We start from the raw sequence: 25,812 nt of genomic DNA on the forward strand, positions 1-25,812 counted from the left end.
TAGGGATTATCGGTTTCAGACCTCTACGACCGACGTCAGTAGCGGACAATTATCGGGCAGTATCACCCGTACCGCCAACGGCACGACTTCGGCGCGAAAGCGTCTATAGTGGCGCGCTTCACCGTCGAGCGTGAGCGGCCAGGGCGGATCTTCGGGTAACGTCGAGACGCTCAACTCATTTACCGACAAATAGCGTACAAAGCGTCCCTCCCTCGGAAAATCCTGCAGTTCGCTGACTAAATCGGGCAACGCCGTCGCGGTGAGGAAGTCTTTCACCACAAGAACATCCAGCAGCCCATCATCTAATTTAGCCTTTGGGGCTAATACCTGACCTCCCCCTGACTGTCGGCCGTTGCCAATCGCCAGCAATAGCAGCGATGCCGATTCTTCTTGGTCGCGCCAGTGTAGCGTGCCACGATAGCAACGATGCCGCCATGCCTTGACGGCTCCCATTAAGGAATAGGCCCCCCCACCTAGCATGCGCTTGAGCATTTTAGGGGTCGACGAGGTAATTTCAGCGCCAAAGCCACCGGTCATCATATTGACGTAATAGCTAGTCTCCGACGTAGTGTCGCCCTCGGCACACAGCTTGACGACATCAATAGGGTAATCGGACAGCGACCACGCCGCTGAGAGTGCTTCTTTCGGCTCCAACGGCAAGCCGACCGAGGTGGCAAAGTCATTTGCACTACCCAGAGGCACAACACCCAACACGGGCCGTTGCGCCTTATCTAGGCGCATCAGCCCGTTTATTACCTCATTGACGGTACCATCCCCGCCGCAGGCAACGACATGGGTCATCCCCATGTCGACTGCCACTTCGGCGAAATGTGCTGCGTCACCTGCTTCCCATGTTACCCGAACACTGATCGGCATCCCTGCCTTTCGCTGCTCAGCCACTGCTTCACGTAGCGCCGTATTACCGGCAGATTTACCATTAACAATGAGTAAAAAACGCTGCTGTGTTGTTGTCACTGAGATTTCCTTTCGTTATCTCTCCATCGGGTTCGTCATGCCAGCGCCTTTTCCACCACCTCGTACACATTACTCGAGAGGGGTTCACGTTGGATGCGTTCAAGCTGTGACCGCATCAAGCCCTGTCGTGTTTCATCGAATCGCTGCCAACGAGTCAACGGGGTGATCAAACGCGACGCTATTTCAGGGTTCAGGCGGTTCAGCTCAATCACCACATCGGCCAACAGCGCATACCCTTGTCCATCCAAACGGTGGAAATTGACCCGGTTTTGGGCAAAGGCACCAATTAGGGCCCGCACGCGGTTGGGGTTTTTCAGCGAGAAGGCAGGGTGCGCCATCAAGTACTTCACCCGGTCGAGTACATCCGACTGAGGACGCGAAACCTGAATGGTAAACCATTGGTCCATCACTAATGGGTCGTGAGCCCACTTCTCACCGAAGGTTTTGAGCGCCGGCGACGATAGATCGTCGCGATCGCTGTGAACCAGCAGCGTCAAGGCGTGACGCACATCGGTCATGTTGTGGTTTGCCGCAAACTGACCCTCACATAGCGCCACGCCCTGCTCGTCTTCAATCGACATTAGGTAGCTGAGCGCTACGTTCTTCAGGCTACGCTGGGCAATTTGCTCAGGCGTGGGGGCGTAGGGCTCACTCGAAATATTAGCCTCAAAGGTGGCCTTGAATTCATCGCGCAGCGCCATCGCCAGTGATTGCCGGACGAATTCTCGCGCCGCATGAATAGCATCAACGTCGACAATCGGCTGCTGCTCAGCGATGTATGCCTCAGAAGGCAGCGTGAGCATTTCAGCAAGTACCGCCTTGTCCGCCGGTGCATTGGCTAATAATGAGCGAAAGGCCTCAATAACCCGGCTGTCCATCACCTTTTCCACGCCGTTACGATGCGCGGCAATCAAATCGTCAAGTGCCAGCATGGCCAGCCGCTGCCCGGCATCCCAGCGATTAAATCCGTCGCTATCATGGGTCAACAGAAAAGCAAGGTCTTCACGCGAATACGGGAAATACAACTTCACTGGCGCGGAGAAGTTACGCAGTAGCGAAGGCACCGGCGCTTCTGCAACATCGGTAAACACGAAGGTCTGCTCGTCATCGCGGAGATGTATTACCGTCTCTTTACCGAGCTTTTCTCCCTCCAAAGAGAGCGTCAACTCTTGGCCAGACTTAGTGCCTACCAAGCCCATGGCAACGGGAATGTGCAACGGCGATTTGTCCACTTGACCAGGTGTCGCGGGAGTTCGTTGGCGTAGCGTCAAATGGTATTCACCGTGGGTGTAATCATACTCACCGTGAGCATCAATCTCCGGCGTACCCGCCTGGGAGTACCAACGCATAAACTGACTGAGATCAAGCCCCGAGGCCTTCTCCATGCAACTGACAAAATCTTCAATGGTGACGGCTTGCCCGTCAAAGCGTTCGAAGTAACGATCAGCTCCCTGCCGGAAAGCTTCCCAGCCGACCAGGTTGCGCAACATCCGGACGATTTCAGCGCCCTTTTCATAAATCGTCAGGGTATAGAAATTAGTGATTTCAATGTAATGATCGGGACGAACCGGGTGGGCCGTCGGGCCTGCATCCTCGGCAAACTGTGCCGTACGGAAAAACGACACATCTTGAATCCGCTTCACCGGGGCTGAGTTGGTCTCGGCGGAAAAACATTGATCACGAAACACCGTAAAGCCCTCTTTCAAAGAGAGCTGAAACCAGTCGCGGCAAGTCACGCGGTTGCCCGACCAGTTATGGAAATACTCGTGGGCAACGATGCCTTCGACAGTCTGAAAGGCCGCGTCGGTAGCGGTATCGGGATGGGCCAAAACGGCCGCCGAGTTAAAAATATTGAGGCCTTTATTTTCCATCGCCCCCATATTGAAGTCGTTAACCGCCACGATCATGAACAGATCCAGGTCATATTCGCGCCCGTAAGCCTGCTCATCCCATGCCATGGCCCGCTTGAGCGAGCCCATGGCATGGTCGGTTTTGGCTAGATTCTCTTCTTCCACCCAAAGCTGAAGCGTCACTTCGCGACCGGACTGGGTGGTGAAGCGATCTTCTACCTTCTGTAAATCCCCGGCGACCAAAGCAAACAGGTAACAGGGTTTAGGATGAGGATCTTCCCAGGTTGCAAAGTGGCGGCCATCTTGGAGATCGCCTTGTTCAACCGGGTTGCCGTTGGCAAGCAGAATGGGTTCGCGCTGGCGATCGCCGATAACGGTCACTTTAAAGGTCGACATCACATCCGGGCGATCAGGATAAAAGGTGATGCGACGAAACCCCTCGGCTTCGCACTGGGTGCAAAACATGCCATTGGACTGATAGAGGCCTTCCAAAGCGGTATTGTCCTTAGGCGAGAGTTCCACATCGCTTTCCAGCGTGAAGCGCGCTGGCACCCGATCAATCCGCAGCCCCGCTTCGGTTAACTGATAATCGCTACTGGCCAGCGGGGTACCGTCAATTGACAACGCCTGAAGGGTAAGCTGCTCGCCATCCAGTTGGAGTGGCGTGGCAGCATCGACGCTAGCCTGGCGCTCAATCTGTAATCGTGCTTTAACTCGAGTTGCGGCGGGGTCAAGATCAAACGTCAGCTCGGTATGGGTCACCCGGTAGGCGGGAGGCTGGTAATCGCTTAAATAAACCGGCTGCGGATCAGACATGATGCGAAACTCCTTTATGGTCGGTGCTGTTATTGTCGGCGCAAAGAGGCGGTTAAGGCGTCGGGTCAATCGCGGAAATTATCGAATTGCAGGGGCAGGTCGGGCCCTTCTTCACTGCGCAATAACGCCATAACGCTTTGTAAGTCGTCACGCTTTTTACCCGTGACACGCACTTTTTCGCCTTGAATCTGCGCTTGAACTTTTAGCTTACTGGCCTTGATACGCTTCACGACGTCCTTCGCCTCGCTTTGATCCAACCCTTGCTTGAGCGCCACTTCCTGGCGGGCTTTAACACCGGATAGAACGGGCTCTTGGGCATCCATGCAGCGTGCATCAATACCTCGAGCAATTAAGCGGTTACGCAGCACATCCAGCATCTGTTTGAGTTGAAAATCGACCTCGGCTTCGAGTTGCACAGTGTCTTTCTCAAGCGTGAAAGACGCATCTACCCCTTTGAAATCAAAGCGTGATTGGACTTCGCGGTTGGCTTGGTCGACGGCGTTCGATGCTTCGTGCTGATCAAACTCGGACACAATATCAAATGAAGGCATAGGCAAATTCCTGACAAGACATGACCCACTATTCTAGAGCAGCCAGCCCCCTACCGGCCAATTCTGTTCGCTGAAAAAGCCAAAATATTGAATCAACACCAACTTATCGTTAAATAAACGAGACTGCGCCTTGATGTTAAAGCGCAATTGAATCGCTTAGGCTGGCGAACTGGAACGCCATATTCGACACCGAGGAAATCGCATGACTGACCGCAATACACGCCACAAAGCCTCAATGGAAAAACTCAAGGCGCGTGTCGATGAGAAAGTGGCAGAGGCTACCGAGCAGCGCGGCTTACTGCTAATTAACACCGGCAATGGCAAGGGTAAAACGACCGCTGCCTGGGGCACTGTGACCCGCGCCCTTGGCTATGGCTACAAAGTTGGCGTTGTACAATTTATCAAAGGATTGTGGGAATGCGGCGAACGCAACCGCTTGGAGGAAGACCCCAACCTAAGCGTTGCTATCATGGCCACCGGTTTCACTTGGGAGACACAAAACCGTGAAGCAGACACCGAGGCATGCCACGCCGTTTGGCAAGACGCAGAGAAAATGCTCGCCGACCCAGACACCTACCTAGTGGTGCTCGATGAGATCACTTACATGCTTAAGTTTGGCTATCTAGATATCGCCACGGTCAAGCAAGCACTGGATAATCGGCCGCGTGAACAAACCGTCATTATCACCGGGCGCAACGCTCACCGTGAACTTGTCGCCATGGCGGACACGGTGACCGAGATGCAGGAGGTACGCCATGCCTTTAACAACGGCATTCAAGCGCGTCGGGGCATCGACTTTTAACCGCTACTAGAAAATAAAAAAGGGGCGACCCTGTCGCCCCTTTGTTCGCCTTACCACAACACCTGTGCTGTCGATACCTTGCTTACCCGTCGAACGGATTACGCAGCACGATAGTTTCGACACGGTCAGGGCCGGTGGAAATAATGTCGATGCTGGTGCCGACTTGTTCCTCCAGGAAACTAATGTAGGCGCGCGCATTGGCAGGCAGGTCTTCGACTTTTTTAACACCCAGCGTCGACTCTTTCCAGCCCGGCAAATCCTCATAAAGCGGTTCGATGGCTTCGTAGCCTTCTGAATCGACAGGGGTATCAAGTACGTCGCCGTCCTTGCTGCGATAGCCCACACAGACGCGAATGTTTTCCAGGCCGTCGAGGACATCAAGCTTGGTCAGACAGATACCCGACACTGAGTTAATTTGCACCGCATGGCGCAGCGCTACAGCATCGAACCAGCCACAACGGCGCGGGCGGCCGGTAGTCGCACCGAACTCATGGCCTTTTTCCGCCAGATGGCGCCCATGGTCGTCAAATAGCTCGGTGGGAAACGGGCCTGAGCCTACACGGGTGGTGTAAGCTTTGGTGATCCCTAACACATAATCGAGATATAAAGGCCCGACACCGGAACCCGTCGCCGTTCCGCCAGCAGTGGTATTTGAGCTGGTCACGAACGGGTAGGTGCCATGGTCGATATCCAACAAAGAGCCTTGGGCCCCCTCAAAGAGGATATTTTCCCCGGCTTTGCGCAGGTCATGCACCATGCTCACTGTGTCGCGAACCATCGGGCGCAGCTCGTCTGCCATCTGCATGGCGGTATCGAGCACTTCCTGGAAGTCAACGGCTGGCTCGCCGTGGTAATTAACCAGGACGAAATTGTGGTAGTCGAGCACTTCGCCCAGCTTAGAGGCAAAGCGTTCGCGGTGAAGCATATCGCCTAACCGTAAGCCACGGCGGGCAACTTTATCTTCATAGGCGGGGCCAATGCCCCGGCCTGTCGTGCCAATTTTGGCAATTCCGCGAGCTTTTTCACGCGCTTGGTCCAGGCGAACGTGATACGGCAAAATCAACGGGCAGGCGGGCGATAAACGTAGCCGTTCTCGCACCGGCACGCCCTTTTCCTCAAGCTCACGAATCTCTTTGATCAGCGCTTCCGGTGAAAGCACGACGCCATTGCCGATGATACAGGTCTTATCAGGCCGCAACACGCCAGAAGGAATGAGGTGAAGCACGGTTTTTTCACCGTCAATGACCAGCGTATGACCGGCGTTATGGCCGCCCTGAAAACGCACCACCGCCGCTGCTGATTCGGTCAGCAAGTCAACAATTTTGCCCTTGCCTTCATCGCCCCACTGGGTTCCCAGGACTACGACATTCTTACCCATTATGCACTCGTCTCTTGTGTCAGGGCCGTTGGCTGCCAACGACCGTCGATAAACTCAAGACGGCGGTCACAATCGTGTTCCGCCGGTCCCGTGCGCTGCCCTGGCAGCGCCTGAATTACCCGCTCGCCCTGCGCACGCAGTGCGACGATGGCAGCATCAAGCGACGCGGCCTGCTCGGCGGGCGCCCAAATGGCACCTCTTTCCGATGTAGCAATGTCCAGAGAAGCCAATTGCTTCAAGTCCATCGAAAAGCCGGTAGCTGGACGCGCACGACCAAAGGCGCGCCCGGTATCATCATAGCGCCCGCCTTTCGTCAGCGCATGACCATAACCTGGCACATAAGCCGCGAACATCATCCCCGTGTGGTATTGATAGCCGCGTAACTCTGCCAGATCAAAATACAGCGATACGTCAAACTGTGCCAACACACCTTGATAGAGGGCGTCGAGTTGGTCCAATGCCGCCACCACTGATGCGGGCGCACCGGCCAAGCGCTCTCGGGCGTGAAGCAAAATCTCAGCATCACCATGCAAATCACCAAGGGCTAGCAGCATCTCGGCGATCGCGGGATCGTTTACGCTGGCACTAACTTGCTCGGCCAATAGCCCCGGAGACTTAAGCGCCAAGGCGTCAAATAGCAGCGCTTCTTGCTCAGCATTTAAGTCAGCGGCTTCCACTAGGCTTCGGTAAATGCCGATATGCCCTAGCGCCAAATGGGTTTCTTTCGCACCCGCTGCCTGCAGGCTCGACAATGCCAGATGGATAATCTCTTTATCGGCATCCAGTCCGGCATGACCAAACAGCTCAACACCCACCTGGACCGGGCTCCGTCCACCCTGGTGCTGGTCGGCTTTAGCGCGCAGGACGTTGGTGCAATAGCACAGTCGCACCGGCCCCTTGCGCTTGAGCGAATGGGCATCCATGCGTGCTACCTGTGGCGTAACATCCGCTGATACGCCCATCATCCGCCCCGTCAACTGATCGGTCAACTTGAAGGTTTGAAGGTCAAGATCGGTTCCCGTTCCGGTAAGCAGAGAGTCCAGAAACTCTGCCGGGGGCGGCATGACTTGGTCATAGCCCCAGCAGTGGTATAGATCCAGCAACGTGCGGCGTAGCTCTTCCATACGGCTTGCCTGAGGCGGCAGCACTTCGTCCATGCCGTCGGGCAATAGCCAGCGGTCAGCGATGGTCATGTGAACAATCCTGCGAGACGACAATAATGAAGGCCCAATGACGTAGGGCCACAAAAAAACCGGGCGACGCCCGGTTAATAAAGTCTATCACGTTTTGTGACGGGTTGAACCCCGCCGATAGCGACGGGGCCAGCGTTAAACGACTATCCGTCTTCGTCGGGCATGGCACTGCGCAAGTAGCGGAAGAAGTCGCTATCTGGCTCTAGCACCAACAGGTTGTCATCACCCGAGAAGCTCTCGCGATAGGCGTTCAGGCTACGCCAGAAGGTGAAGAACTCTTGATCCTGGCTGTATGCTTCCGAGAAGATGCCAGCCGCTTCGGCGTCACCCTCACCACGCAGTGTTTCTGAACGCTCATTGGCCTGAGCAAGCAGAACCTGGCGGCGGCGGTCCGCATTAGCACGAATACGCTCGGCCTCTTCTTGACCCTGAGCACGCCATTCGCGGGCTTCACGCTCACGCTCTGAGCGCATCCGCTCAAATACGGCTGCCGAGACATCTTCGGGTAAGTCAATGCGCTTGATACGAATATCGCGAATCGCGACGCCAAGCTCATCGCGCATCAAGTCATCCAATTCTTCGGTGGGACCGTCCATCAAGTCATCACGCTGCTCTGCGATGATTTGCTGAAGATTCAGCCGACCAAACTCATTACGCAGACTTTCGTCAACGCGGGGCTGAATCAGACGAGTCGCCATCATTTCATCACCCGATGTCGCTTCGTAGTAGCGCGTCGGGTTGATGACTTGCCATTTCACATAGGAATCGACAATTACCGCTTTCTGCTCAAGGGTCAGATAACGGCTGGTATCGGTATCCAGCGTCAGCAGGCGTGTATCGAAGGTACGCACAGTCTGCGCAATCGGTATTTTAGCGTGCAGGCCTGGCTGGATATTTTCCTCGACAACTTCACCGAAGCGAAGTTTAACCGCACGCTCGGTTTCGTCGACGACGTACAGCGTATTGCTGGCAAGCCACGCGACGGCGGCGATGCCGCCAACGACTAGCAGGGATCGATTATTAATCATTTACCGGCCCTCCCTGCGGATGGAGCTACTACTTGATGAGGAACTACTGCCTGAACTGGTGTTACGCAGACGCTCCAACACTTGAGGGTCAACACCATCACTGCTGCTGCCTTCCGACGAACGGCCGGAGCTGCCCTGACCACGGTTTAACTGCTCAAGGGGTAAATACATCATCGGCGCGTTGTCACTCACATCCAGCAGCACCTTGGGCGTTTCGCCAAACACATCTTCAATGGCATCGATGTACATCCGCTCACGCATAATATCGGGCGAATTCTCGTACTCGGCAAGCAGCGAATTAAAGCGGTTTGCCTGACCCTGGGCTTCAGCCACTACCGACTCACGGTAACCTTGACCTTGCTCGACCACACGCTGCGCCTGACCCTGGGCTTCAGGAATAATCGCGTTAGCGTATGCCATGCCTTGGTTAATCGTGCGCTGGCGATCTTCACGAGCACGAATAACGTCATCAAAGGCATCAATAACGGGCTCAGGAGCCGTTGTCGATTCGATGTTGATCGTTTGCAGCTGAATACCGGCGCCGTAGTTATCCAGATAGGACTGCAGGCGGCTAGTCACCGAGCTACCCAAAATCTCACGGCCCGAGGTCAGGATATCGATCATGTCGGTACCCCCCACCACATGACGCAGCGCCGAATCGAGCGCGTTATCAATCGACAATTCCGGGTCGCGAACGTTAAGTACGAAATCACGCGGGCTGGCAACTCGATACTGAGCAGAAATTTCCACTTCGACGATGTTTTCGTCGCGGGTTAGCATCGATTGCGTTTGCGTCAGCGAGCGAACGCGCGTGACGTTTACCATCCGCACTTCATCGATTAAAGGCGGATGCCACTGCAGGCCTGGATTCACAATGTCTTGATATTCGCCAAAGCGTAATACGACACCACGCTCGGATTGGTCCACCAAGTAAAAGCCCATCGCGGCCCAAATAGCCAACGCGACGATAGTCAATAAGGCTGGGAGTGCCAGGACATTACGGGGCTTACCGCCTCCGCCACCTTTCTTACCACCACCTGATTTTTTGCCACCGCCAAATACGCCGCTAAGTTTTTCCTGAAACTTTTTCAGCGCTTCATCGAGGTCTGGAGGGCCTTGGTTATTGCCTCCTTTGTTACCGTTATTGTCGTCGTTATTGCCACCACGGTTTCCACCGCCGTCGCTGCCACCACGTCGGCCACCACCACTCCAGGGGTCATGCTGGTTGCCACCACCAGGCTCATTCCAGGCCATACTTCGTCTCCACTGAGGTATTCACTCACGCTCATGCCCCGACGTTAACACGGGGCCACAGCGCGTTTTAGTATTATTACGATACGGAGCTTATTCGGTCACTGTCCAAACTCTCAGGCCAGCCATTTTAACGAGGCTCACCACTCTTTCGTTTCGCGCAACTCTAAGGGTAAGTAGGTATTGGCGCGCTCGCCTAATTGCGCCATCAACTGGTTAAAATCACGGCGTGGCAAGCGCACATCCAGCACCGAACGCCCTTGGTCGTCAAACGCTTCCTCCCGCACGGCATTCAGTTCGTGAAGGCCAGCGCGCAATTTGCCTTGCTCAGGGGCAAGCGTTAACGAGAAACCAATGACATCGCTTGCCAAGCGCTCAGTGAGTGCTTCGTGAAGCAGGTCAAGGCCTTTGCCTTGCTGCGCCGAAAGCCATACGACCTCAGGAAGCCCCTGCCCGTCGCGCTCGATGCGCGGGGCGCTATCCAGCTTGTCGATTTTATTCATGACTTTCAGAACCGGTACGTCATCGGCACCAATTTCTTCTAGCACTCGCTCGACTTGCTCGACGTTGAGGTCACGATCAGGGTCGGCGGCGTCGATGACATGCACCAGAAGCGTCGCTTCAGCGGCTTCCTGAAGCGTCGCCTGAAATGCTTCAACCAGTTTGTGCGGCAGGTGCCGGATAAAACCAACGGTGTCGGCCATTACGACAGGCCCTACGTCCTCAATTTCCAAGCGCCGGAGCGTTGGGTCAAGCGTTGCAAACAGCTGGTCGGCAGCATACACGTCTGACTGCGTTAACGCATTGAAGAGCGTTGACTTCCCCGCGTTGGTATAACCTACCAACGAGACACTATGGATTTCGGCCCGAGCGCGGGCGCGACGGTTCTGCTCACGCTGACTGCGCACTTTATCAAGACGTTTGTGAATCGATTTAATACGACCACGTAGCAGTCGACGATCAGTTTCCAGCTGCGTTTCACCCGGGCCACGCAGGCCAATACCGCCTTTTTGGCGCTCTAGGTGGGTCCACCCGCGTATCAGGCGAGTGGATACATATTCAAGCTGGGCAAGCTCAACTTGTAGCTTACCTTCGTGGGTGCGTGCTCGCTGTGCAAAGATATCAAGAATCAAGCCCGTGCGATCTAATACGCGGCACTTGAGTTCACGTTCCAGATTACGTTGTTGCGAGGGACTTAAACCGTGGTTAAAGATAACCAGCTCAGCCTGGTGAGCTGCGAGCATTGCCCGCAGCTCTTCCAACTTGCCTGACCCAATAAAGGTGCGAGAATCAGGACGCTGTCGGCTAGCCGTGAGCAATGTCGCAGGCTCTGCACCAGCAGAGCGTACGAGTTCTAAAAACTCACCCGGGTCTTCACGCGCTTGTTCATCTTGAAAATCAACGTGAACAAGGATTGCCGTTTCACCGGCTTCGGGGCGTTCAAAAAACAATCAATACCTCGTGGACTGTTTTGCGGATCCCACCGAGTTACTCATCGACGTCCGGAGCGGCCGGATCTTGTACAGGTAAACGCACATTTCGCGATGGCACTACGGTCGAAATCGCATGTTTATAAACCATCTGACTGACGGTATTGCGCAACAAGATGACAAACTGGTCAAACGATTCGATCTGGCCCTGCAATTTAATGCCGTTCACCAGAAAAATAGAGACCGGAATGCGCTCCTTGCGCAAAATGTTCAGGTACGGGTCTTGAAGGGACTGCCCTTTGGACATGTTGCTCTCCCTAAAACTGTCGTTGGGGTTGATTATGGATGGCGTGCCCAACTGGTGCTACGCCGACATCTTGTTGCCCGAAAGGCCAGCTCACTCGGCCACTCGAAAACATCACTTACGAAACATCTATCTTACGCTAAGCACCGCTTTCGCGCACGAGTTTCAGCACCTTATCCAAGGGGTTGGCCTGCAGGGGGTCTATCCATTGCAGTGACGGCCAACGCCTTAGCCAGGTAATTTGACGCTTAGCCAGCTGTCGTGTGGCAATAATGCCGCGCTCAACCAGTGTATCGCCATCATAGCGACCGTCCAGATATTCCCAAACCTGTCGGTAGCCAACGCTTTTCATCGCTGGCAAATCGCCATGCAGGTCATTGCGTTGTTTGAGGGCGGCGACCTCATCTATCAAGCCCTCTTGCAACATTAATTCAAACCGCTGCGCAATTCGCTGGTGTAATACCGCACGTTCAGCGGGCAACAGCGCTATCGACAGCACACGCCATGGAAAGGTTTCAGGCCGCTGCTCAGCCCAAAGCTCGCTCATGGGTCGGCCGCTCGCGTAATACACTTCCAAAGCACGCATGAGCCGTTGCGGATCGTTGGGATGAATACGCTGAGCAGCAAGAGGATCAACGTCTGAGAGTGTTCGGTGCAGCGCTGAAAGCCCTTCTGCCTGCCACTGCGCCTCCAACCCTTGGCGGATAGACGCATCCGCCGAGGGTAGATTGGCGACGCCTTCAACCAAGTGTTTGTAGTAAAGCATGGTACCGCCTACCAGCAGCGGCACTTGACCCTCCGCGCTGATTTGTCGCATCTCATTGAGCGCGTCGCGGCGAAAATCCGCCGCCGAATATGGCTCAGCCGGGTCGCGTATATCGATTAATCGGTGAGGCGCACGGGCAAGCTCGTCGGCACTTGGCTTGGCGCTGCCGATGTCCATCCCCCGGTACACCATCGCCGAATCGACACTGATCAGTTGGTGGCCCAGCCGCTCATGCAGCGCCATTGCCATATCGGTTTTACCGGCTGCGGTCGGCCCCATTAAAAAAATCGCCCAAGGGCGTGTATCAGCCATGCGCTGGTAGAACTCCGCTAACTATCAAAATCTAACCATCAACAAACACACCGATATAATCGCTACTGACCACGCATAAACAGCCGGCCCAGTGCCTTTAGATCCATTTGCGTCCAGGTAGGACGCCCATGATTACACTGGTCGCTTCGTTCAGTACGCTCCATATCGCGCAGTAGCGCGTTCATTTCATCTACCGTCAGTCGTCGGTTGGCTCTCACACTACCATGACAAGCCATGGTGGAAAGCAGCTCGTGAATCCGCGCTTCGACTTGGTGCGAACGCCCAAAGCGTGCCAACTCTTCAAGCATTTCACGCACCAAAGCCTCAGGATCCGCCTGGGCAAGCAAGGCCGGGAGTTGCCGTACCAACAGGGTTTCAGGGCCGGCCACATCCAGCTCCACCCCAAGCTTGGCAATCGCCTCGCGTTCGCTTTCCACGGTGGCCACTTCAGCACGACTGGCCGCCAGCGACACGGGCACAAGTAGCGGTTGTGTGTCGACTCCCTGGGCCGCCGCAAGCTGATTTTTCATCCGCTCATAGACAATCCGCTCGTGGGCAGCGTGCATGTCTACCAGCACTAAGCCATGAATGTTCTGCGCCAGGATATAAATCCCATGAAGCTGCCCCAAAGCAAAACCTAACGGTGGAGCGCTGGTGGGGTCATTGTGCGGCATACTCAGTGGTGGCGCTTCGCGCACTTCCCCGTCCTCAAGAGGCGTGCTTTCTTGGGCGGCTGCCTGAGGTGTTAACAACGTCTCTTCGTGATTGGGGTGCAGCGCTTGGTAGCCCTGCATAAAGCGGCGCACCCGCTCACCGCCGGGATGTCGATCGGCCGGAGGGGAAAGCGCCATCCCCTGCTGCTGCCAGCGCGCCGAATCGTCGGGCGCCGTCTCAGCCACTGCGGGGTCCGAGGCCGAGGCGGCATGGGAGTCTTCCGTACTAGGTCGCGCATCGGCCAAACAGTGGTGCAAACTGGAGTAAAGAAAGTCATGCACCATGCGGCCATCGCGGAAACGCACCTCGTGTTTTGTGGGGTGAACATTAACATCCACCACATCAGGATCAAGCGTTAAGTAAAGTACGAAAACAGGATGGCGGCCATTAAAAAGCACGTCGCGGTACGCTTGGCGAACGGCATGAGCAACCAGCCGGTCGCGTACAACACGGCCATTAACAAAAAAGTACTGCTGGTCCGCCTGAGAGCGTGAATGAGTCGGCAAGCCTACCCAACCACTTAAACGCAGCCCGCCCGCCTCGCGCTCGATATAGCGCGCGTGCTCAATAAAGTTTTTGCCAAGTAACGAGGCAATCCGCCGTTCACTAGCCGAAGGCGTTTGCCCTGGCGGCAACTGATGCACCACTTTTTGGTTATGCCGTAGGGTCCAGGCGATGTCGTAACGCGATAAAGCCTGGCGACGAAACGCTTCCTCAACGTGAGCAAATTCCGTTTTTTCGGTGCGCAGAAATTTACGCCGCGCCGGGGTATTAAAAAACAGATCACGGACCGACACACTGGTGCCCCGCGGATGTGGCGCTGGCGTCACCCGGGCTTCCATCCCGCGCCCTTCCGCTACTACACGCCATCCTTGGCGCGGATCGTCCAGCGCGTTAGACACCAGTTCCAGGCGCGAGACCGAGCTAATCGACGCCAGCGCCTCACCGCGAAACCCCAGCGAGCTGACCCCTTCCAGATCTTCCAGGCTATCGATTTTGCTAGTGGCGTGCCGGGCAAGCGCCAGCGGCAAATCCTGCTCGCTGATACCTACGCCATCATCGCGAACTTTGATAAGCCTGGCACCGCCTGCCTCAATATCCACCTCGATGCGCTGGCTACCTGCATCAATGGCGTTTTCAATCAGTTCCTTGGTCACGGAGGCCGGACGCTCAACCACTTCTCCAGCAGCAATTTGGTTGGCCAACCGGGGATCCAATACGTGTATACGCGGCATAGCGGGCGTCGTTTCAGACAATTCGGCACCTCATGAACTGGGAATACGCAGCACTTGCCCCACCCGGAGGGCGTCACCGTTGAGGTCGTTGGCCTGCTTTAGCTGGTTCACCGGCACGCCATGGCGTACCGCTATCGCCGAGAGCGTATCACCGGACTGAATCCGATACTCATCGCCACTCGGGCTGCGTTGATTATCCCGCTGCCATGCCAACAGACTAGCCGGCGGGGGGTAACGCTCAAAATGGTTTTGCAGACCGCCCATAATCGCTTCGGAGACGCCTTGCTGATGTATAGGGTCGCGTAACCGCCGCTCTTCGTCAGGGTTGGATATAAAGCCAACCTCAACCAATAGCGAGGGGATATCAGGCGACTTGAGCACCATAAACCCCGCCTGTTCGACCCGCGATTTATGCAGTCGATTCACCCGGCCTAGCTGATCAAGCACCTGCCCGCCAATCGACAGCGAGTCGTTGAGCGTCGCCGTCATGGTCAAATCCAGCAGCACACCACGCAATACCTCATCTTTATCGCGCAGTGACAGGTTGCCATCCACCCCGCCAACCAAGTCGGAGCGGTTTTCGCTATCGGCCAGCCACTGCGCCGTTTCTGAGGTGGCACCACGCTGAGAAAGCGCATACACCGAACTGCCCTGGGGGCGTGGGCTGTTAAATGCATCGGCGTGAATGGATACAAAAAAATCAGCTTTTTGGTCGCGGGCAAGCTGTGTTCTCTGGCGCAAGCCGAGATAATAATCGCCATCACGAACCAGCACGGCTTTAAAACCATCGACCGCATTGATGGTGTCCGCCAGCCGCTGGCTAATGTCCAGCACCACGTCTTTTTCGCGGGTACCTGACGGGCCAATCGCCCCTGGGTCTTCACCCCCGTGGCCCGCATCCACCGCGATGATAATATCGCGCTTAGGATGTGGTTTGGCTTCTTCGGATGCCGACGACGAGTCCGCCTCTTCGTCCGATGAAGCCGTTTGTTGAGGATCGTCGACCTGACTCTGGGCGCTAGCACGTTGCGCTTGAATTTCCTGCTCGCGAATCATCGCCTCGATAGGATCGATGGGGTTTTCCACCGCGCTTTCGCCGGGGTATTCCAGATCAACCACCAGCCGGTGTCCGTACTGATCGTTCGGCGCCAAGGTGAAATGACGCGGCTCAACCTCCCGATTGAGCTCAAGCACCACCCGCAACCCATTACCTTCACGGCTACCGGTGCGCACGTCGCTAATCGCGCTGTCGTCAAGTGACAGGCTATCGGCATCGGTGTCCATCTGAGTGTCGTCCAGGTCGATGACCAGCCGGTCAGGATCATCTAAAGAAAATACGTTGGCCGGTGCTGCTTCCGATAAATCAAACACCAAGCGCGCATGATCCGGGGCCGCCCAGAGCCGCATTCCTTCCACGGTTGCCGCCTGGAGAGAAGTCCCCACCCCTGCGGCGATGACCGCTATGGCGCTGAGCACCACCCGGCGCAGTGAAATCGCTTTGCTCATCCTTGCACTTAACACCATCACGCTCACGACCATTGAAATACACCGCCCTGTTGGGAATAGCCCGACATGCGATCGCTTAACGCAGTCAGCACAGTGACGCCGAAGTCACTCCCGGCGCTTAGCTGGGCCCTACGGCCGGGCTCAACCACCGCTAATTGAAGGCGAATATCCGGCGCCGGCAGCCAACCGGCGCCACGGCTAGGCCATTCGATCAAGCACAGCGCATCATCAGCCAACACGTCTCGGCCACCAATAAATTCAAGCTCTTCAGGGTCAGATAACCGGTACAGATCCAAATGATAAAGCCTGCGGCCGTCGAGCTCGTAGGGCTCAACCAGCGTGTAAGTAGGGCTTTTTACCGCCCCTTGATAGCCATAGGCACGCAATACGCCACGCGTAAGCGTCGTTTTACCTGCACCCAAGTCGCCTTCCAGATAAATACGCCCGCGTCCTTGCAATACGTTACCCAGGATTTCGCCAAACGCTACCTGAGCCTCTTCATTATCCAGTTGCACCTGCATGTAGGCTGCCTTCACGGGTTAATTAATTCTCGCGCATAGGATGCCAGATCACTCGCCAGCAAGCCACGCTCACCGCACGCAGCCGCCGCCCGATCCGCCGCCAAGGCGTGCACCAAAGTACCCAACCAGGCACTGGTTTCGATATCACCGCGTTGGGCGATCAGCGCACCCAGCATACCGCTTAGCGCATCGCCCATACCGCCGCTGGCCATGCCCGGATTACCGTAGGGACACACCATCAAACCGCCCGGGCCAGCCACCAAGCTGCCTGCACCTTTCAAGATAACCACGCCGCCTCTGGCGCGCTGAAGGGCCTGAGCCGCCGCTGGCCGGTCCGCCTGCACATCCTCCACCGAGCAGCCCAATAAGCGGGCCGCCTCACCAGGATGGGGCGTGAGTACCCAATCGTCGCGGCGCAAATCCGGCCAGTGACGAGCCAGCAAGGTCAGCCCATCGGCATCCACTACCAGCGGCACGGTGGCGTGCAAAGCACTCTGCAGGATGGCCTGCCCCCAAGCAGCCTGACCAAGCCCGGGACCAACAACCACGGCATCCGCCTGCTTTGGAAGCTCACTGGCCTCAGCGCCGCCGCGAACCGCATGAGCCATCACTTCCGGACAACGCACTAAGCTTGCAGTAATATGCTCGGCAACGGTTGCCAGGCTGACTTTCCCCGCACCTAAACGCGCTGCCGCTTGAGACGCCAGCAGCGCGGCGCCGCCAAAGCCGGGGGCGCCGCCCATAACTAACACATGCCCCATGCGGCCTTTATGGCTGGTACGCAAACGCGGAGTGAAAGCCTCACTGAGCAAGGCGTCATCCAGGCGCCACGCGTAGGGTGGAATATCGAAAAACGCCTGGGCTTTCACGCTCAGCGGACGAAAGTCGATTTCGCCTGTATAGGCCGGCGCCTCGCCTGTATGCAGGCCAATTTTATCGCCAATAAAGGTGACGGTGCATGCCGCTTCTACCGCTATGCCAAGCACCGCGCCGGTATCGGCGGCCAACCCCGACGGAATATCAATTGACAGTACCGGCTGAGGCGCGGCGTTGATCAGCTCAATCGCCCGTTGGTAGCGCCCTGTTACCGCGCCACTTAGACCCGTTCCCAATAGCGCATCAACAATGACTTCTCCGGACAATACGACCCCGGGGTGCCACTCTTCACAGCTCACACCAGCCTGACTGGCCAGTTGGGCAGCACGAAAGGCATCATCCTGTAGTTCGTCCAGCGGCTTTAAAGCAATGCGCTGAACTTTAAGTCCCGACTGCATCGCCAGCGCCGCCAACACATGACCATCACCACCGTTATTGCCGCTTCCGCACAGCACTGTAACACTACGCGCCTGAGGCCAGCGGGAGCGAAAGCTATGCCAGGCACTGGAGGCCGCGCGTTGCATTAAGGCAAAACCATCAATTCCCCCGGCAATCGTACGCCTATCCAACTCGCGCACTTGAGCCGCTTTATAAAGAGGGCGTAACGTAGAGGTTATTAAGCGAGACACGATCTCTCCTTTCGCATGTTGTGATGGCCAGCAATGCGTTAGCATAGCGCGGCTGACGCCTAACCGTTGAGTATCAACGCCCAATTTTCTCTGGCTTTTCTTTTTTTGCGACGAAGCGGCGCGCCCCATGCTTTCAGACAATACCCTTGCCGAACTTGCTGAGCTCATCAAAACCTGGGGGCGTGAGCTCGGCTTCCAGCAGGTCGGCATTACCGACACTCGACTGGACACCCATGAAACACACCTCAACGCCTGGCTGGACAAAGGTTACCACGGCGAAATGGGTTTCATGGCCAAGCACGGCACCAAACGTACCCGCCCGGACGAGCTAGAGCCCGGCACACAGCGGGTCATCAGCGTACGCATGGATTACCTCCCCGCCGAGGTGGAAAGCACCAAGGTACTTGGTCAACCTAATCGTGGCTATGTATCGCGCTACGCCCTCGGGCGGGACTACCACAAACTGATGCGCAAACGCTTGGCGCAGCTGGCCAAACAGATCGAACAAGAGGTCGGGGCATTCGGCTACCGGGCATTTGTCGATTCCGCCCCGGTGATGGAACGGGCGCTTGCCCAGAAAGCGGGCCTTGGCTGGTTCGGCAAAAACGCCATGCTGCTCAACCCCAAAGCAGGCTCGCTGTTTTTCCTGGGCGAGCTTTACACTGACCTACCACTACCCGTCGATACGCCGTTTGAAGAGGAACACTGTGGTAGTTGCAGTGCCTGCCGCACCGCCTGCCCCACTGGCGCCATTGTCGATGACAAGGTGATCGACTCACGCAAGTGTATTTCGTACCTGACCATTGAACTGCACGGCGCCATTCCAGTGGAATATCGCCGCGCCATGGGTAACCGCATTTATGGTTGCGACGACTGCCAGCTTGTATGCCCCTTCACCCGCTTTACCCGTGTGACTCAAGAGGAAGACTTCGCGCCGCGCCATGACCTTGACCGCGCCTCGCTTGTCCGCCTGTTTAGTTGGTGTGAAGAAGAATTCCTCGCCAAAACCGCTGGCAGCCCCATCCGACGCATCGGCTACGAGCGATGGTTGCGTAATATTGCTGTAGGCCTAGGCAACGCGCCCTGGAGCGACGCGGTGGAAGCCGCCCTATGGGCACGACGCGCCTACCCCAGCGCCCTGGTTCGTGAACACGTTGCCTGGGCACTGGAAGAGCAGCGCCTTAAGCGCGCCACGCGCATTGCCACTGAAGCGTCTTAGGCGCTGCAGGTATCTATTCCTCTTCGTCACTCTGCGGCTCGAGGAGTAAAAACGTACTGCGATAATGAGAAAGCTCGGCAATTGACTCTTTAATATCGTCCATCGCCAAGTGCACGTTCTGCTTTTTAAATCCAGCCAGTGCGCCAGGGTTCCAGCGTTTGGCCAGCTCTTTGACGGTGGATACATCCAAGTTGCGGTAGTGGAAAAATGCCCACAGTGCTGGCATTTCACGCTCCAGGAAACGCCGGTCCTGATGAATGCTGTTGCCGCACATGGGCGAGGAGCCCGGGGTAACGTACTGACGCAAAAAATCGAGCGTTTGCTGCTCTGCTTCAGCCGTTTCCACCGCACTGGCTTTAACGCGTGCTACCAGACCTGACTCACCGTGTGTCTTTTGATTCCAGTCATCCATGCCAGCCAGCAGGCTATCGGACTGTTTCACGGCGATCACCGGCCCTTCAGCCACAACATTCAAGTGGGCATCAGTGACCAGGGTAGCGACTTCGATAATACGTTCCTTGTTGGGGTCAAGCCCGGTCATTTCCAGATCGATCCAGACCAGTAGGTCGTCACGCGGTGCGGCATGTTCGCTCATAGTGCTCTCCAACGGTGGTGGGGATATCAAGTTACCCAGCGGCAGTTAACAGGTACAATGAACCCATTGTACCGAGCATCGGGTGGTCATGAGCAAACGTAAATTAAGCCGTCAGCAACGTTGGCGGGTCGAGAAGGTTCAGGCAGAACGTGCCCAGCGCGCTGAAAAGCGCGATACGCAAGATGCCGAGAAGCTCGCCGCTGGCGAATACGGCGCCGAACAACCGGGTCGTGTGATGGCGCATTTTGGGCGCACCCTCGAGGTGCGCAATGCCGATGGCACGCCCGTGCGCTGCCACCTGCGCGCCAATATGGATGGCTTGGTGACCGGTGACCGGGTGATCTGGCGGGCAGGTCAAGACTGCTCAGGGGTGGTGGTGGCCCGCGACGAGCGCCATAGCGTGCTCAAGCGCCCAGACGCGCGTGGTTTGCTCAAACCAGTGGCGGCAAATATTGATCAGCTACTCATCGTTTTTGCTGTCGAGCCCGCGCCGCACCCCAACTTGATCGACCGTTATCTAGTCGCCGCCGAAGCCACTGGCATCGCGCCGGTACTAGTGCTTAACAAAACGGACTTGTTGCCGGACGACGGCGGTGAACTCGGCCAGTTGCTTGAGCGCTACCGCTCGCTGGGCTACCCGGTTGTGCGGACTACCACAGCAAGCGACGACGGCCTTAATGCGCTTCGCCAACAGCTAGAGGGGCGTACATCGGTATTTGTCGGCCAAAGCGGCGTGGGCAAATCATCGCTTATTGATTTACTTTTGCCCGATGAAACCCTGCGTATCGGCGCGCTGTCGGAAGATTCACGCAAAGGCACGCACACCACGACGACAGCACGGCTGTACACCATGCGCACTGACGAAGTTACCGATGGTGAGCTGATCGACTCGCCCGGCATTCGTGAGTTTGGGCTGATTCACCTTGATGAACAGACGGTTACCAACGGCTTTATTGAATTCCGGCCGTTTATCGGTCACTGCCGTTTTCGTGATTGCCGCCACCGGGCTGAGCCGGGCTGTGCTTTACTCGAAGCCGTAGAGGCAGGCAAGATTCATCCAGAACGATTTGCCAGCTATCGGCGTATTCTTGATAGCCTGGACGCTGAACCTATAAGGAGTCGCCCATGAGCACCGAGAGCCACTCGTCTGAAACCAACGTGCTACCGCTGATTATTGAACCTGAGCAGCTTCAGGAGTGCCTGGATGACCCACAACTGCTCATCATCGATGTGCCAGTAAACGCCGACAGCTACCGCCAGGGCCATGTCCCCGGTGCTATTTTCCTTGATTTTCGCCATCTCATGCGAGGCGAGGGGGCAGTGCCAAGCGATGTACCCAGTACCGAGGCACTGTCGCGGTTATTCAGCGCGCTCGGCCTCACCCGCGATACCCATGTGGTTGCCTACGACGACGAAGGCGGCGGCTGGGCGGCGCGCCTGCTGTGGACACTGGAGCTTATCGGGCATACCCGCTACTCCTATTTGAACGGCGGCATACACGCTTGGCGCGATGAAGGGCTTGAAGAAACCACCGAGCCCACGGCGCCTATACCAAGCGATTACCAAGCAGAGATACTTAACCCCCAGGCACTGATTACCTGCGACGAGATCAAGCAAAAGCTCGACGACAAGCAGTTTGCCGTTTGGGACGCGCGCTCAAAAGCCGAGTACGACGGCGAGAAAGGTAACAACAAGCATTTGGGTCATATCCCAGGCGCGGTGAATATGGATTGGCTGAACGCCATGGACCGCAACCGGGCGCTGCGTATCCGCGATTACGCCGAACTGGTTACCGAACTGGGTGCGCTCGGCTTGACCCCGGAGATGGAAATCGCCACCCACTGCCAAAGCCACCACCGCAGTAGCTTTACCTGGCTGGTCGGCAAGGCACTGGGCTTTAATATGCGCGGCTATGCGGGATCCTGGGGTGAATGGGGCAACCGCGACGACACACCGATTGAGAAGTGAAAATATTACTGTGACCTTTTCCCAAAAAGCCTTTTCGCTACTCCAATACCCGCTGCCCCACCACGCCATCTCGCGACTAACCGGCAAGTTTGCGCAGTGCGATAACCCCTGGGTGAAAAACACCCTGATTAACGCCTTCATAAAGCGCTTTAACGTGGATATGAGCCAGGCATTGGAGCCGGATCCGGCGGCCTACGCCACCTTCAACGACTTCTTCACTCGCGCGCTGAAAGACGATGCCCGCCCGCTGGAAGAGGGTATCATTAGCCCCGCCGATGGCACGCTTTCTCAGTATGGACGCCTTCAGGCCGGGCAACTGGTGCAAGCCAAGGGGCACACCTACTCCGCGCAAACGCTACTCGGAGGCGATACTGCCCTGGCGGAGGAATTTCTCGGCGGCAGCTTTGCAACGGTGTATCTCTCGCCAAGGGATTACCACCGTGTGCATATGCCGATCACCGGCACGCTACGGGAAATGATTTACGTACCGGGTCGGCTGTTCTCGGTTAACCAGGCCACAGCCAACTATGTGCCCGGGCTATTCGCCCGTAACGAGCGCTTGGTGTGCATCTTTGATACCGAACAAGGTCCGATGGCCATGGTACTGGTCGGCGCGATGATCGTCGCGGCGATTGAAACGGTTTGGTCGGGTCAAGTCACTCCACTTGCTGGACATCCTCAGCGAATGCAGTTTGGTCAACCGATCACGCTTGCCAAAGGCGCTGAAATGGGCCGCTTCAAACTCGGCTCCACCGTGGTGATGTGCTTCGCCAAGTCCGTTAACTTCAATGATCTTCCAACCAATACGATGGTGCAGATGGGCCAACGCCTAGGCGATGGGTAGCCGCTAACAATTAGGCGTTGAGAACGCGAGCACGTCTTCCAGGCGTGCTTTGCCTAGCGCCAGTTGGATCAAGCGGTCAATGCCCAACGCCACACCGGCCCCAGTGGGCATGCCGTGCTCAAGAGCCGCCAGCAGGCGCTCATCCACATCCACTTCCGGCAATCCCAGTCGGCGGCGCTCAGCGTTATCTTCGCTAAAGCGGGCACGCTGCTCATCCGCATCGGTCAGTTCATCGTAACCATTGGCTAATTCAATGCCATTTAGATAGAGCTCAAAACGCGACGCGACCCACTCACCGTCAGCATCCTGATGACGGCGGGCCAGCGATGCCTGACTGGCCGGGTAATCAACCACCACACTCAGTTCGTTGCGGCCTAACTGCGGCTCAATCACCAGGCTCATCAGCAAATCGAGGCAGGTATCGCGTCCCTCATTGGCCATCGCACTGGGCGGCATCTGACCGCGCTCAGCCGCCAGCCTGCGCAGGGTATCAAGCGGGCTAGTGAACGGGTCGACCGCTAAATGGGTATGAAACAGCTTACGGTAGCGATAATGTGCCACCGGCCCTTGAAAACGTGGCAGAATATTGGCGACCAGCGTCGTGGTTTCGTCGATCAAATCGGCCAGGGAAAATCCTGGGCGGTACCATTCCAGCATGGTGAATTCGATATTGTGCCGGGCGCCGACTTCGCCATCTCGGAAGCTTTTTGCCAGTTGAAAAATGGGCCCGCTACCCGCCGCCAGCAGCCGCTTCATATGAAATTCCGGCGAGGTTTGCAGCCACAGCCTGCGTTGGCCACGATCAGTACGCGCCAGCGTCGAAAGCGATACTAGGTGCACATCGGTACTGCCCCCCTGACCCAACACCGGCGTTTCTACCTCAAGCACACCCCGCTCGGCAAAAAACTTGCGCACTTTGGCCAGCAGCCTTGACCGCTCACGCAATGTTTCGATATCTGCCGTAGGCCGCCAGCTAGCACTCATTGCCGCCTCCCTAACGTAATAAAGCCACGCATGATGCGTGGCTATTGATGCAGATTCTTACGGCAGCGTGATCAAGCACGCGAGACGTATTCACCGCTGCGCGTATCAACCTTCAGAACTTCCCCCTGATTGATAAACAGCGGTACGCGCACCACCGCACCAGAAGACAGCGTCGCCGGCTTGGAGCCACCTTGGGCAGTATCACCTTTCAAACCGGGATCGGTTTCGACCACTTCCAGCTCGATAAAGTTAGGCGGGGCCACATGAATAGCGTTATCGTTCCACAAGGTAACGGTATAGGGTACCTGTTCTTTCAACCACTTTTCCGTATCGCCCAGCGCTTTCTTCTCGACCGCATACTGCTCGAATGAACCGTCTGTTTTCATGAAGTACCACATTTCGCTGTCGTTATAGAGATACTCCATCTCCAGCTCCATGACGTCGGCACCCTCTAACGAATCACCCGATTTGAAGGTGCGTTCCCCTACGCGGCCGGTCATCAGATTACGCAGCTTGACGCGGTTAAAGGCTTGGCCTTTGCCCGGCTTAACCAGCTCATTCTCTATGATTGAGCAAGGATCGCCGTCGAGCATTACTTTCAGACCGCCCTTGAATTCGTTGGTAGAATAGTTCGCCATATTGCCTCTCAATGATGCGTTTCAATAACATGAGGCGCCACGTGTCGTTTTGCCTCTAATGAACGTTGTGGAATAAGTGCGCGCATGATAACCCGATGGAGGGCTTTTTGCAGGAGAACATCATTATTGCTGACAAGGGCCCCACAAGCCAAACAGGGTCCTGGCAACAACAGCTCTCGCAAGCGATTCGCGACCCGGCGGCCCTTTGCCAGCGCCTGGGGCTGAGCGATACCTGGCTGCCGGGCGCTCGCACCGGCCACCAGCTGTTTGAGGTCTGCGTGCCCGACGCCTATTTATCGCGCATCAAGTCAGGCGACCCGCATGATCCACTGCTCCGTCAGGTGCTGCCGCTGGGCGATGAAGCCCTGACACCGCAGGGTTATGTGGCCGACCCCCTCGAAGAAGCTGATCATCAACCGGTCAAAGGCTTGATTCACAAGTACGCGGGCCGTGTGCTGTTAATCGCCAGCCCCACCTGCGCGATCAACTGCCGCTACTGTTTTCGCCGCCACTTTCCGTACAGCGACAATTCACCTTCCCGGGCACAGTGGCAACAAGCGCTGGATTACCTGCGCGCCGACACCACTATTCAAGAGGCAATTCTTTCTGGCGGTGACCCCCTCGCCGCTAATGATCGTCAGTTGGCGTGGCTGGTGGCGCAGCTTGAAAGCATCCCGCACCTTAAACGGCTGCGTATTCACACGCGACTACCGGTGGTCATCCCCGACCGCATTGATGACACGCTGGTCGAGTGGCTTTCCGCTACACGCCTGCAAAAAGTCGTGGTCCTGCATATCAATCACGCCAATGAGATTGACCAGGCGGTAGTCGATGCCTGCGCGCGGCTTAAACAAACAGGCGTCACACTACTCAACCAAAGCGTACTGCTGCGCGAGGTGAACGACAGTGCCGCCACCCTGGCCACCCTGTCTGAACGGCTATTTGAAGCGAGCATTCTGCCCTACTACTTACATGTGCTTGATCCGGTGCAAGGTGCTGCGCATTTTAATGTGCCGGATGAAGAAGCGCGCGAATTAGTCACCCAGCTTCGCGACTACTTGCCTGGATTTCTAATGCCACGGTTGGTCAGGGAAATTCCAGGTAAAGGGAGTAAAACGCCGCTGTGAAAAGTTAACTTAACCTCAACCCATCAATAGCGAAACAGGCACTTAGAAGGCAACGTCTCATTCCTTTCCATCGGAAGGGGATAGATGTCAAACCTTCTTTATCGGGCCAGCATACTTAGCCACCATCTCATCCGCCGTCAGCAGTAAAAACCCTTCGGCTTCCGCCTGAGCCACTAGAATCCGATCAAAAGGATCTGTGTGGATGGTGGGTAAATGAGCAACGTTGAGAGTATGCAATGAACTGATGGGAAGTTCTAAATAACCATTATCAACCAGCCCTCTTCGTAGCAAATGCGGGTC

General features: G+C 56.3%; 23 protein-coding genes. 6 read left to right on the top strand and 17 right to left on the bottom strand.

Annotated features, from left to right (window positions below; translation table 11 throughout):
• Window positions 1-15: 15 nt before the first annotated feature.
• The 3 genes from yegS to GA0071314_RS11545 all read right to left on the bottom strand — a co-directional run bounded on the left by yegS (window position 16) and on the right by GA0071314_RS11545 (window position 4,192).
• Window positions 16-975 carry a lipid kinase YegS gene (gene yegS, locus GA0071314_RS11535; protein ID WP_074396780.1) on the bottom strand — a complete coding sequence of 320 codons (960 nt, stop codon included), beginning with the start codon at window positions 973-975 and terminating at the stop codon, window positions 16-18.
• Window positions 976-1,010: 35 nt separating this feature from the next.
• Window positions 1,011-3,641, bottom strand: a complete 2,631-nt coding sequence (gene pepN, locus GA0071314_RS11540; protein ID WP_074396781.1) for an aminopeptidase N — start codon at window positions 3,639-3,641, stop codon at window positions 1,011-1,013.
• Between the two features lie 65 nt (window positions 3,642-3,706).
• Window positions 3,707-4,192 carry a YajQ family cyclic di-GMP-binding protein gene (locus GA0071314_RS11545; protein ID WP_074396782.1) on the bottom strand — a complete coding sequence of 162 codons (486 nt, stop codon included), beginning with the start codon at window positions 4,190-4,192 and terminating at the stop codon, window positions 3,707-3,709.
• Between the two features lie 202 nt (window positions 4,193-4,394).
• Between GA0071314_RS11545 and cobO the strand changes: the two genes are divergently transcribed.
• Window positions 4,395-4,994, top strand: coding sequence for a cob(I)yrinic acid a,c-diamide adenosyltransferase (cobO, locus tag GA0071314_RS11550; protein ID WP_074396783.1), 600 nt, complete (start codon window positions 4,395-4,397; stop codon window positions 4,992-4,994).
• A gap of 82 nt (window positions 4,995-5,076) precedes the next feature.
• On the opposite strand, the gene GA0071314_RS11555 is transcribed toward cobO, so the two are convergent.
• The 11 genes from GA0071314_RS11555 to GA0071314_RS11605 all read right to left on the bottom strand — a co-directional run bounded on the left by GA0071314_RS11555 (window position 5,077) and on the right by GA0071314_RS11605 (window position 18,137).
• Window positions 5,077-6,372 (bottom strand): adenylosuccinate synthase, encoded by a 1,296-nt coding sequence (locus GA0071314_RS11555; protein ID WP_074396784.1) that lies wholly within the window; start codon window positions 6,370-6,372, stop codon window positions 5,077-5,079.
• Window positions 6,372-7,565, bottom strand: coding sequence for an ATP phosphoribosyltransferase regulatory subunit (locus tag GA0071314_RS11560; RefSeq protein WP_074396785.1), 1,194 nt, complete (start codon window positions 7,563-7,565; stop codon window positions 6,372-6,374). The genes GA0071314_RS11555 and GA0071314_RS11560 overlap by 1 nt, the downstream gene beginning before the upstream one ends.
• A gap of 143 nt (window positions 7,566-7,708) precedes the next feature.
• Window positions 7,709-8,593: a protease modulator HflC gene (hflC, locus tag GA0071314_RS11565; protein WP_074396786.1), complete on the bottom strand. Its 885-nt coding sequence runs from the start codon at window positions 8,591-8,593 to the stop codon at window positions 7,709-7,711.
• Window positions 8,594-9,847, bottom strand: coding sequence for an FtsH protease activity modulator HflK (gene hflK / locus GA0071314_RS11570; RefSeq protein ID WP_074396787.1), 1,254 nt, complete (start codon window positions 9,845-9,847; stop codon window positions 8,594-8,596).
• A gap of 137 nt (window positions 9,848-9,984) precedes the next feature.
• Window positions 9,985-11,295 (bottom strand): ribosome rescue GTPase HflX, encoded by a 1,311-nt coding sequence (gene hflX / locus GA0071314_RS11575; RefSeq protein ID WP_074396788.1) that lies wholly within the window; start codon window positions 11,293-11,295, stop codon window positions 9,985-9,987.
• Between the two features lie 37 nt (window positions 11,296-11,332).
• Window positions 11,333-11,581, bottom strand: a complete 249-nt coding sequence (gene hfq, locus GA0071314_RS11580; protein ID WP_074396789.1) for an RNA chaperone Hfq — start codon at window positions 11,579-11,581, stop codon at window positions 11,333-11,335.
• Between the two features lie 136 nt (window positions 11,582-11,717).
• On the bottom strand, window positions 11,718-12,656 hold the full coding sequence (gene miaA / locus GA0071314_RS11585; RefSeq protein WP_074396790.1) for a tRNA (adenosine(37)-N6)-dimethylallyltransferase MiaA: 939 nt from the start codon (window positions 12,654-12,656) through the stop codon (window positions 11,718-11,720).
• Between the two features lie 62 nt (window positions 12,657-12,718).
• Window positions 12,719-14,605, bottom strand: coding sequence for a DNA mismatch repair endonuclease MutL (mutL, locus tag GA0071314_RS11590; protein WP_074396791.1), 1,887 nt, complete (start codon window positions 14,603-14,605; stop codon window positions 12,719-12,721).
• Window positions 14,606-14,635: 30 nt separating this feature from the next.
• Window positions 14,636-16,111 (bottom strand): N-acetylmuramoyl-L-alanine amidase, encoded by a 1,476-nt coding sequence (locus GA0071314_RS11595; protein WP_082934326.1) that lies wholly within the window; start codon window positions 16,109-16,111, stop codon window positions 14,636-14,638.
• Between the two features lie 23 nt (window positions 16,112-16,134).
• The gene (tsaE, locus tag GA0071314_RS11600; RefSeq protein ID WP_074396792.1) at window positions 16,135-16,632 is read right to left on the bottom strand and encodes a tRNA (adenosine(37)-N6)-threonylcarbamoyltransferase complex ATPase subunit type 1 TsaE; all 498 of its coding nucleotides are present in this window, start codon (window positions 16,630-16,632) and stop codon (window positions 16,135-16,137) included.
• An 11-nt stretch (window positions 16,633-16,643) separates the two neighbouring features.
• Complete coding sequence (locus GA0071314_RS11605; RefSeq protein WP_074396793.1) at window positions 16,644-18,137, bottom strand: bifunctional ADP-dependent NAD(P)H-hydrate dehydratase/NAD(P)H-hydrate epimerase; 1,494 nt, start codon at window positions 18,135-18,137, stop codon at window positions 16,644-16,646.
• Between the two features lie 127 nt (window positions 18,138-18,264).
• On the opposite strand from GA0071314_RS11605, the gene queG reads away from it, so the two are divergent.
• Window positions 18,265-19,356 (top strand): tRNA epoxyqueuosine(34) reductase QueG, encoded by a 1,092-nt coding sequence (gene queG, locus GA0071314_RS11610; RefSeq protein ID WP_074396794.1) that lies wholly within the window; start codon window positions 18,265-18,267, stop codon window positions 19,354-19,356.
• A gap of 13 nt (window positions 19,357-19,369) precedes the next feature.
• Here the strand turns inward: queG and orn are convergent, their stop codons facing one another.
• Window positions 19,370-19,951 carry an oligoribonuclease gene (gene orn / locus GA0071314_RS11615; protein ID WP_074396795.1) on the bottom strand — a complete coding sequence of 194 codons (582 nt, stop codon included), beginning with the start codon at window positions 19,949-19,951 and terminating at the stop codon, window positions 19,370-19,372.
• An 88-nt stretch (window positions 19,952-20,039) separates the two neighbouring features.
• Between orn and rsgA the strand changes: the two genes are divergently transcribed.
• Genes rsgA through asd form a run of 3 tightly spaced genes read left to right on the top strand, consistent with a single transcriptional unit; the run spans window position 20,040 to window position 22,763 of the window.
• The gene (rsgA, locus tag GA0071314_RS11620) at window positions 20,040-21,080 is read left to right on the top strand and encodes a small ribosomal subunit biogenesis GTPase RsgA (RefSeq protein WP_074396796.1); all 1,041 of its coding nucleotides are present in this window, start codon (window positions 20,040-20,042) and stop codon (window positions 21,078-21,080) included.
• Window positions 21,077-21,919: a sulfurtransferase gene (locus GA0071314_RS11625; protein WP_074396797.1), complete on the top strand. Its 843-nt coding sequence runs from the start codon at window positions 21,077-21,079 to the stop codon at window positions 21,917-21,919. Before rsgA ends, GA0071314_RS11625 begins: the two co-directional genes overlap by 4 nt.
• Before the next feature lie 10 nt (window positions 21,920-21,929).
• The gene (gene asd / locus GA0071314_RS11630) at window positions 21,930-22,763 is read left to right on the top strand and encodes an archaetidylserine decarboxylase (protein ID WP_074396798.1); all 834 of its coding nucleotides are present in this window, start codon (window positions 21,930-21,932) and stop codon (window positions 22,761-22,763) included.
• A gap of 3 nt (window positions 22,764-22,766) precedes the next feature.
• Here the strand turns inward: asd and epmA are convergent, their stop codons facing one another.
• Together epmA and efp are read right to left on the bottom strand one after the other, a co-directional pair.
• A complete protein-coding gene (gene epmA / locus GA0071314_RS11635; protein WP_074396799.1) occupies window positions 22,767-23,747 on the bottom strand; it encodes an EF-P lysine aminoacylase EpmA in 981 nt (326 codons plus the stop codon).
• 71 nt (window positions 23,748-23,818) lie between these two features.
• On the bottom strand, window positions 23,819-24,385 hold the full coding sequence (gene efp / locus GA0071314_RS11640) for an elongation factor P (RefSeq protein WP_027335332.1): 567 nt from the start codon (window positions 24,383-24,385) through the stop codon (window positions 23,819-23,821).
• A 107-nt stretch (window positions 24,386-24,492) separates the two neighbouring features.
• Between efp and epmB the strand changes: the two genes are divergently transcribed.
• Window positions 24,493-25,512: an EF-P beta-lysylation protein EpmB gene (gene epmB, locus GA0071314_RS11645; protein ID WP_074398515.1), complete on the top strand. Its 1,020-nt coding sequence runs from the start codon at window positions 24,493-24,495 to the stop codon at window positions 25,510-25,512.
• The last annotated feature ends 300 nt before the right edge of the window (window positions 25,513-25,812 follow it).

The organism is Halomonas sp. HL-93, assembly GCF_900086985.1.
Classification (GTDB): Bacteria; Pseudomonadota; Gammaproteobacteria; order Pseudomonadales; family Halomonadaceae; genus Vreelandella.

Excerpts from the sequence above, each read along its gene's own strand:
- pepN (WP_074396781.1), bottom strand. The coding sequence starts at position 3,641 with ATGTCTGATCCGCAGCCGGTTTATTTAAGCGATTACCAGCCTCCCGCC.
- GA0071314_RS11545 (WP_074396782.1), bottom strand. The coding sequence starts at position 4,192 with ATGCCTTCATTTGATATTGTGTCCGAGTTTGATCAGCACGAAGCATCG.
- cobO (WP_074396783.1), top strand. The coding sequence starts at position 4,395 with ATGACTGACCGCAATACACGCCACAAAGCCTCAATGGAAAAACTCAAG.
- GA0071314_RS11555 (WP_074396784.1), bottom strand. The coding sequence starts at position 6,372 with ATGGGTAAGAATGTCGTAGTCCTGGGAACCCAGTGGGGCGATGAAGGC.
- GA0071314_RS11560 (WP_074396785.1), bottom strand. The coding sequence starts at position 7,565 with ATGACCATCGCTGACCGCTGGCTATTGCCCGACGGCATGGACGAAGTG.
- hflC (WP_074396786.1), bottom strand. The coding sequence starts at position 8,593 with ATGATTAATAATCGATCCCTGCTAGTCGTTGGCGGCATCGCCGCCGTC.
- hflK (WP_074396787.1), bottom strand. The coding sequence starts at position 9,847 with ATGGCCTGGAATGAGCCTGGTGGTGGCAACCAGCATGACCCCTGGAGT.
- hfq (WP_074396789.1), bottom strand. The coding sequence starts at position 11,581 with ATGTCCAAAGGGCAGTCCCTTCAAGACCCGTACCTGAACATTTTGCGC.
- miaA (WP_074396790.1), bottom strand. The coding sequence starts at position 12,656 with ATGGCTGATACACGCCCTTGGGCGATTTTTTTAATGGGGCCGACCGCA.
- mutL (WP_074396791.1), bottom strand. The coding sequence starts at position 14,605 with ATGCCGCGTATACACGTATTGGATCCCCGGTTGGCCAACCAAATTGCT.
- GA0071314_RS11595 (WP_082934326.1), bottom strand. The coding sequence starts at position 16,111 with ATGAGCAAAGCGATTTCACTGCGCCGGGTGGTGCTCAGCGCCATAGCG.
- tsaE (WP_074396792.1), bottom strand. The coding sequence starts at position 16,632 with ATGCAGGTGCAACTGGATAATGAAGAGGCTCAGGTAGCGTTTGGCGAA.
- queG (WP_074396794.1), top strand. The coding sequence starts at position 18,265 with ATGCTTTCAGACAATACCCTTGCCGAACTTGCTGAGCTCATCAAAACC.
- orn (WP_074396795.1), bottom strand. The coding sequence starts at position 19,951 with ATGAGCGAACATGCCGCACCGCGTGACGACCTACTGGTCTGGATCGAT.
- rsgA (WP_074396796.1), top strand. The coding sequence starts at position 20,040 with ATGAGCAAACGTAAATTAAGCCGTCAGCAACGTTGGCGGGTCGAGAAG.
- GA0071314_RS11625 (WP_074396797.1), top strand. The coding sequence starts at position 21,077 with ATGAGCACCGAGAGCCACTCGTCTGAAACCAACGTGCTACCGCTGATT.
- epmA (WP_074396799.1), bottom strand. The coding sequence starts at position 23,747 with ATGAGTGCTAGCTGGCGGCCTACGGCAGATATCGAAACATTGCGTGAG.
- efp (WP_027335332.1), bottom strand. The coding sequence starts at position 24,385 with ATGGCGAACTATTCTACCAACGAATTCAAGGGCGGTCTGAAAGTAATG.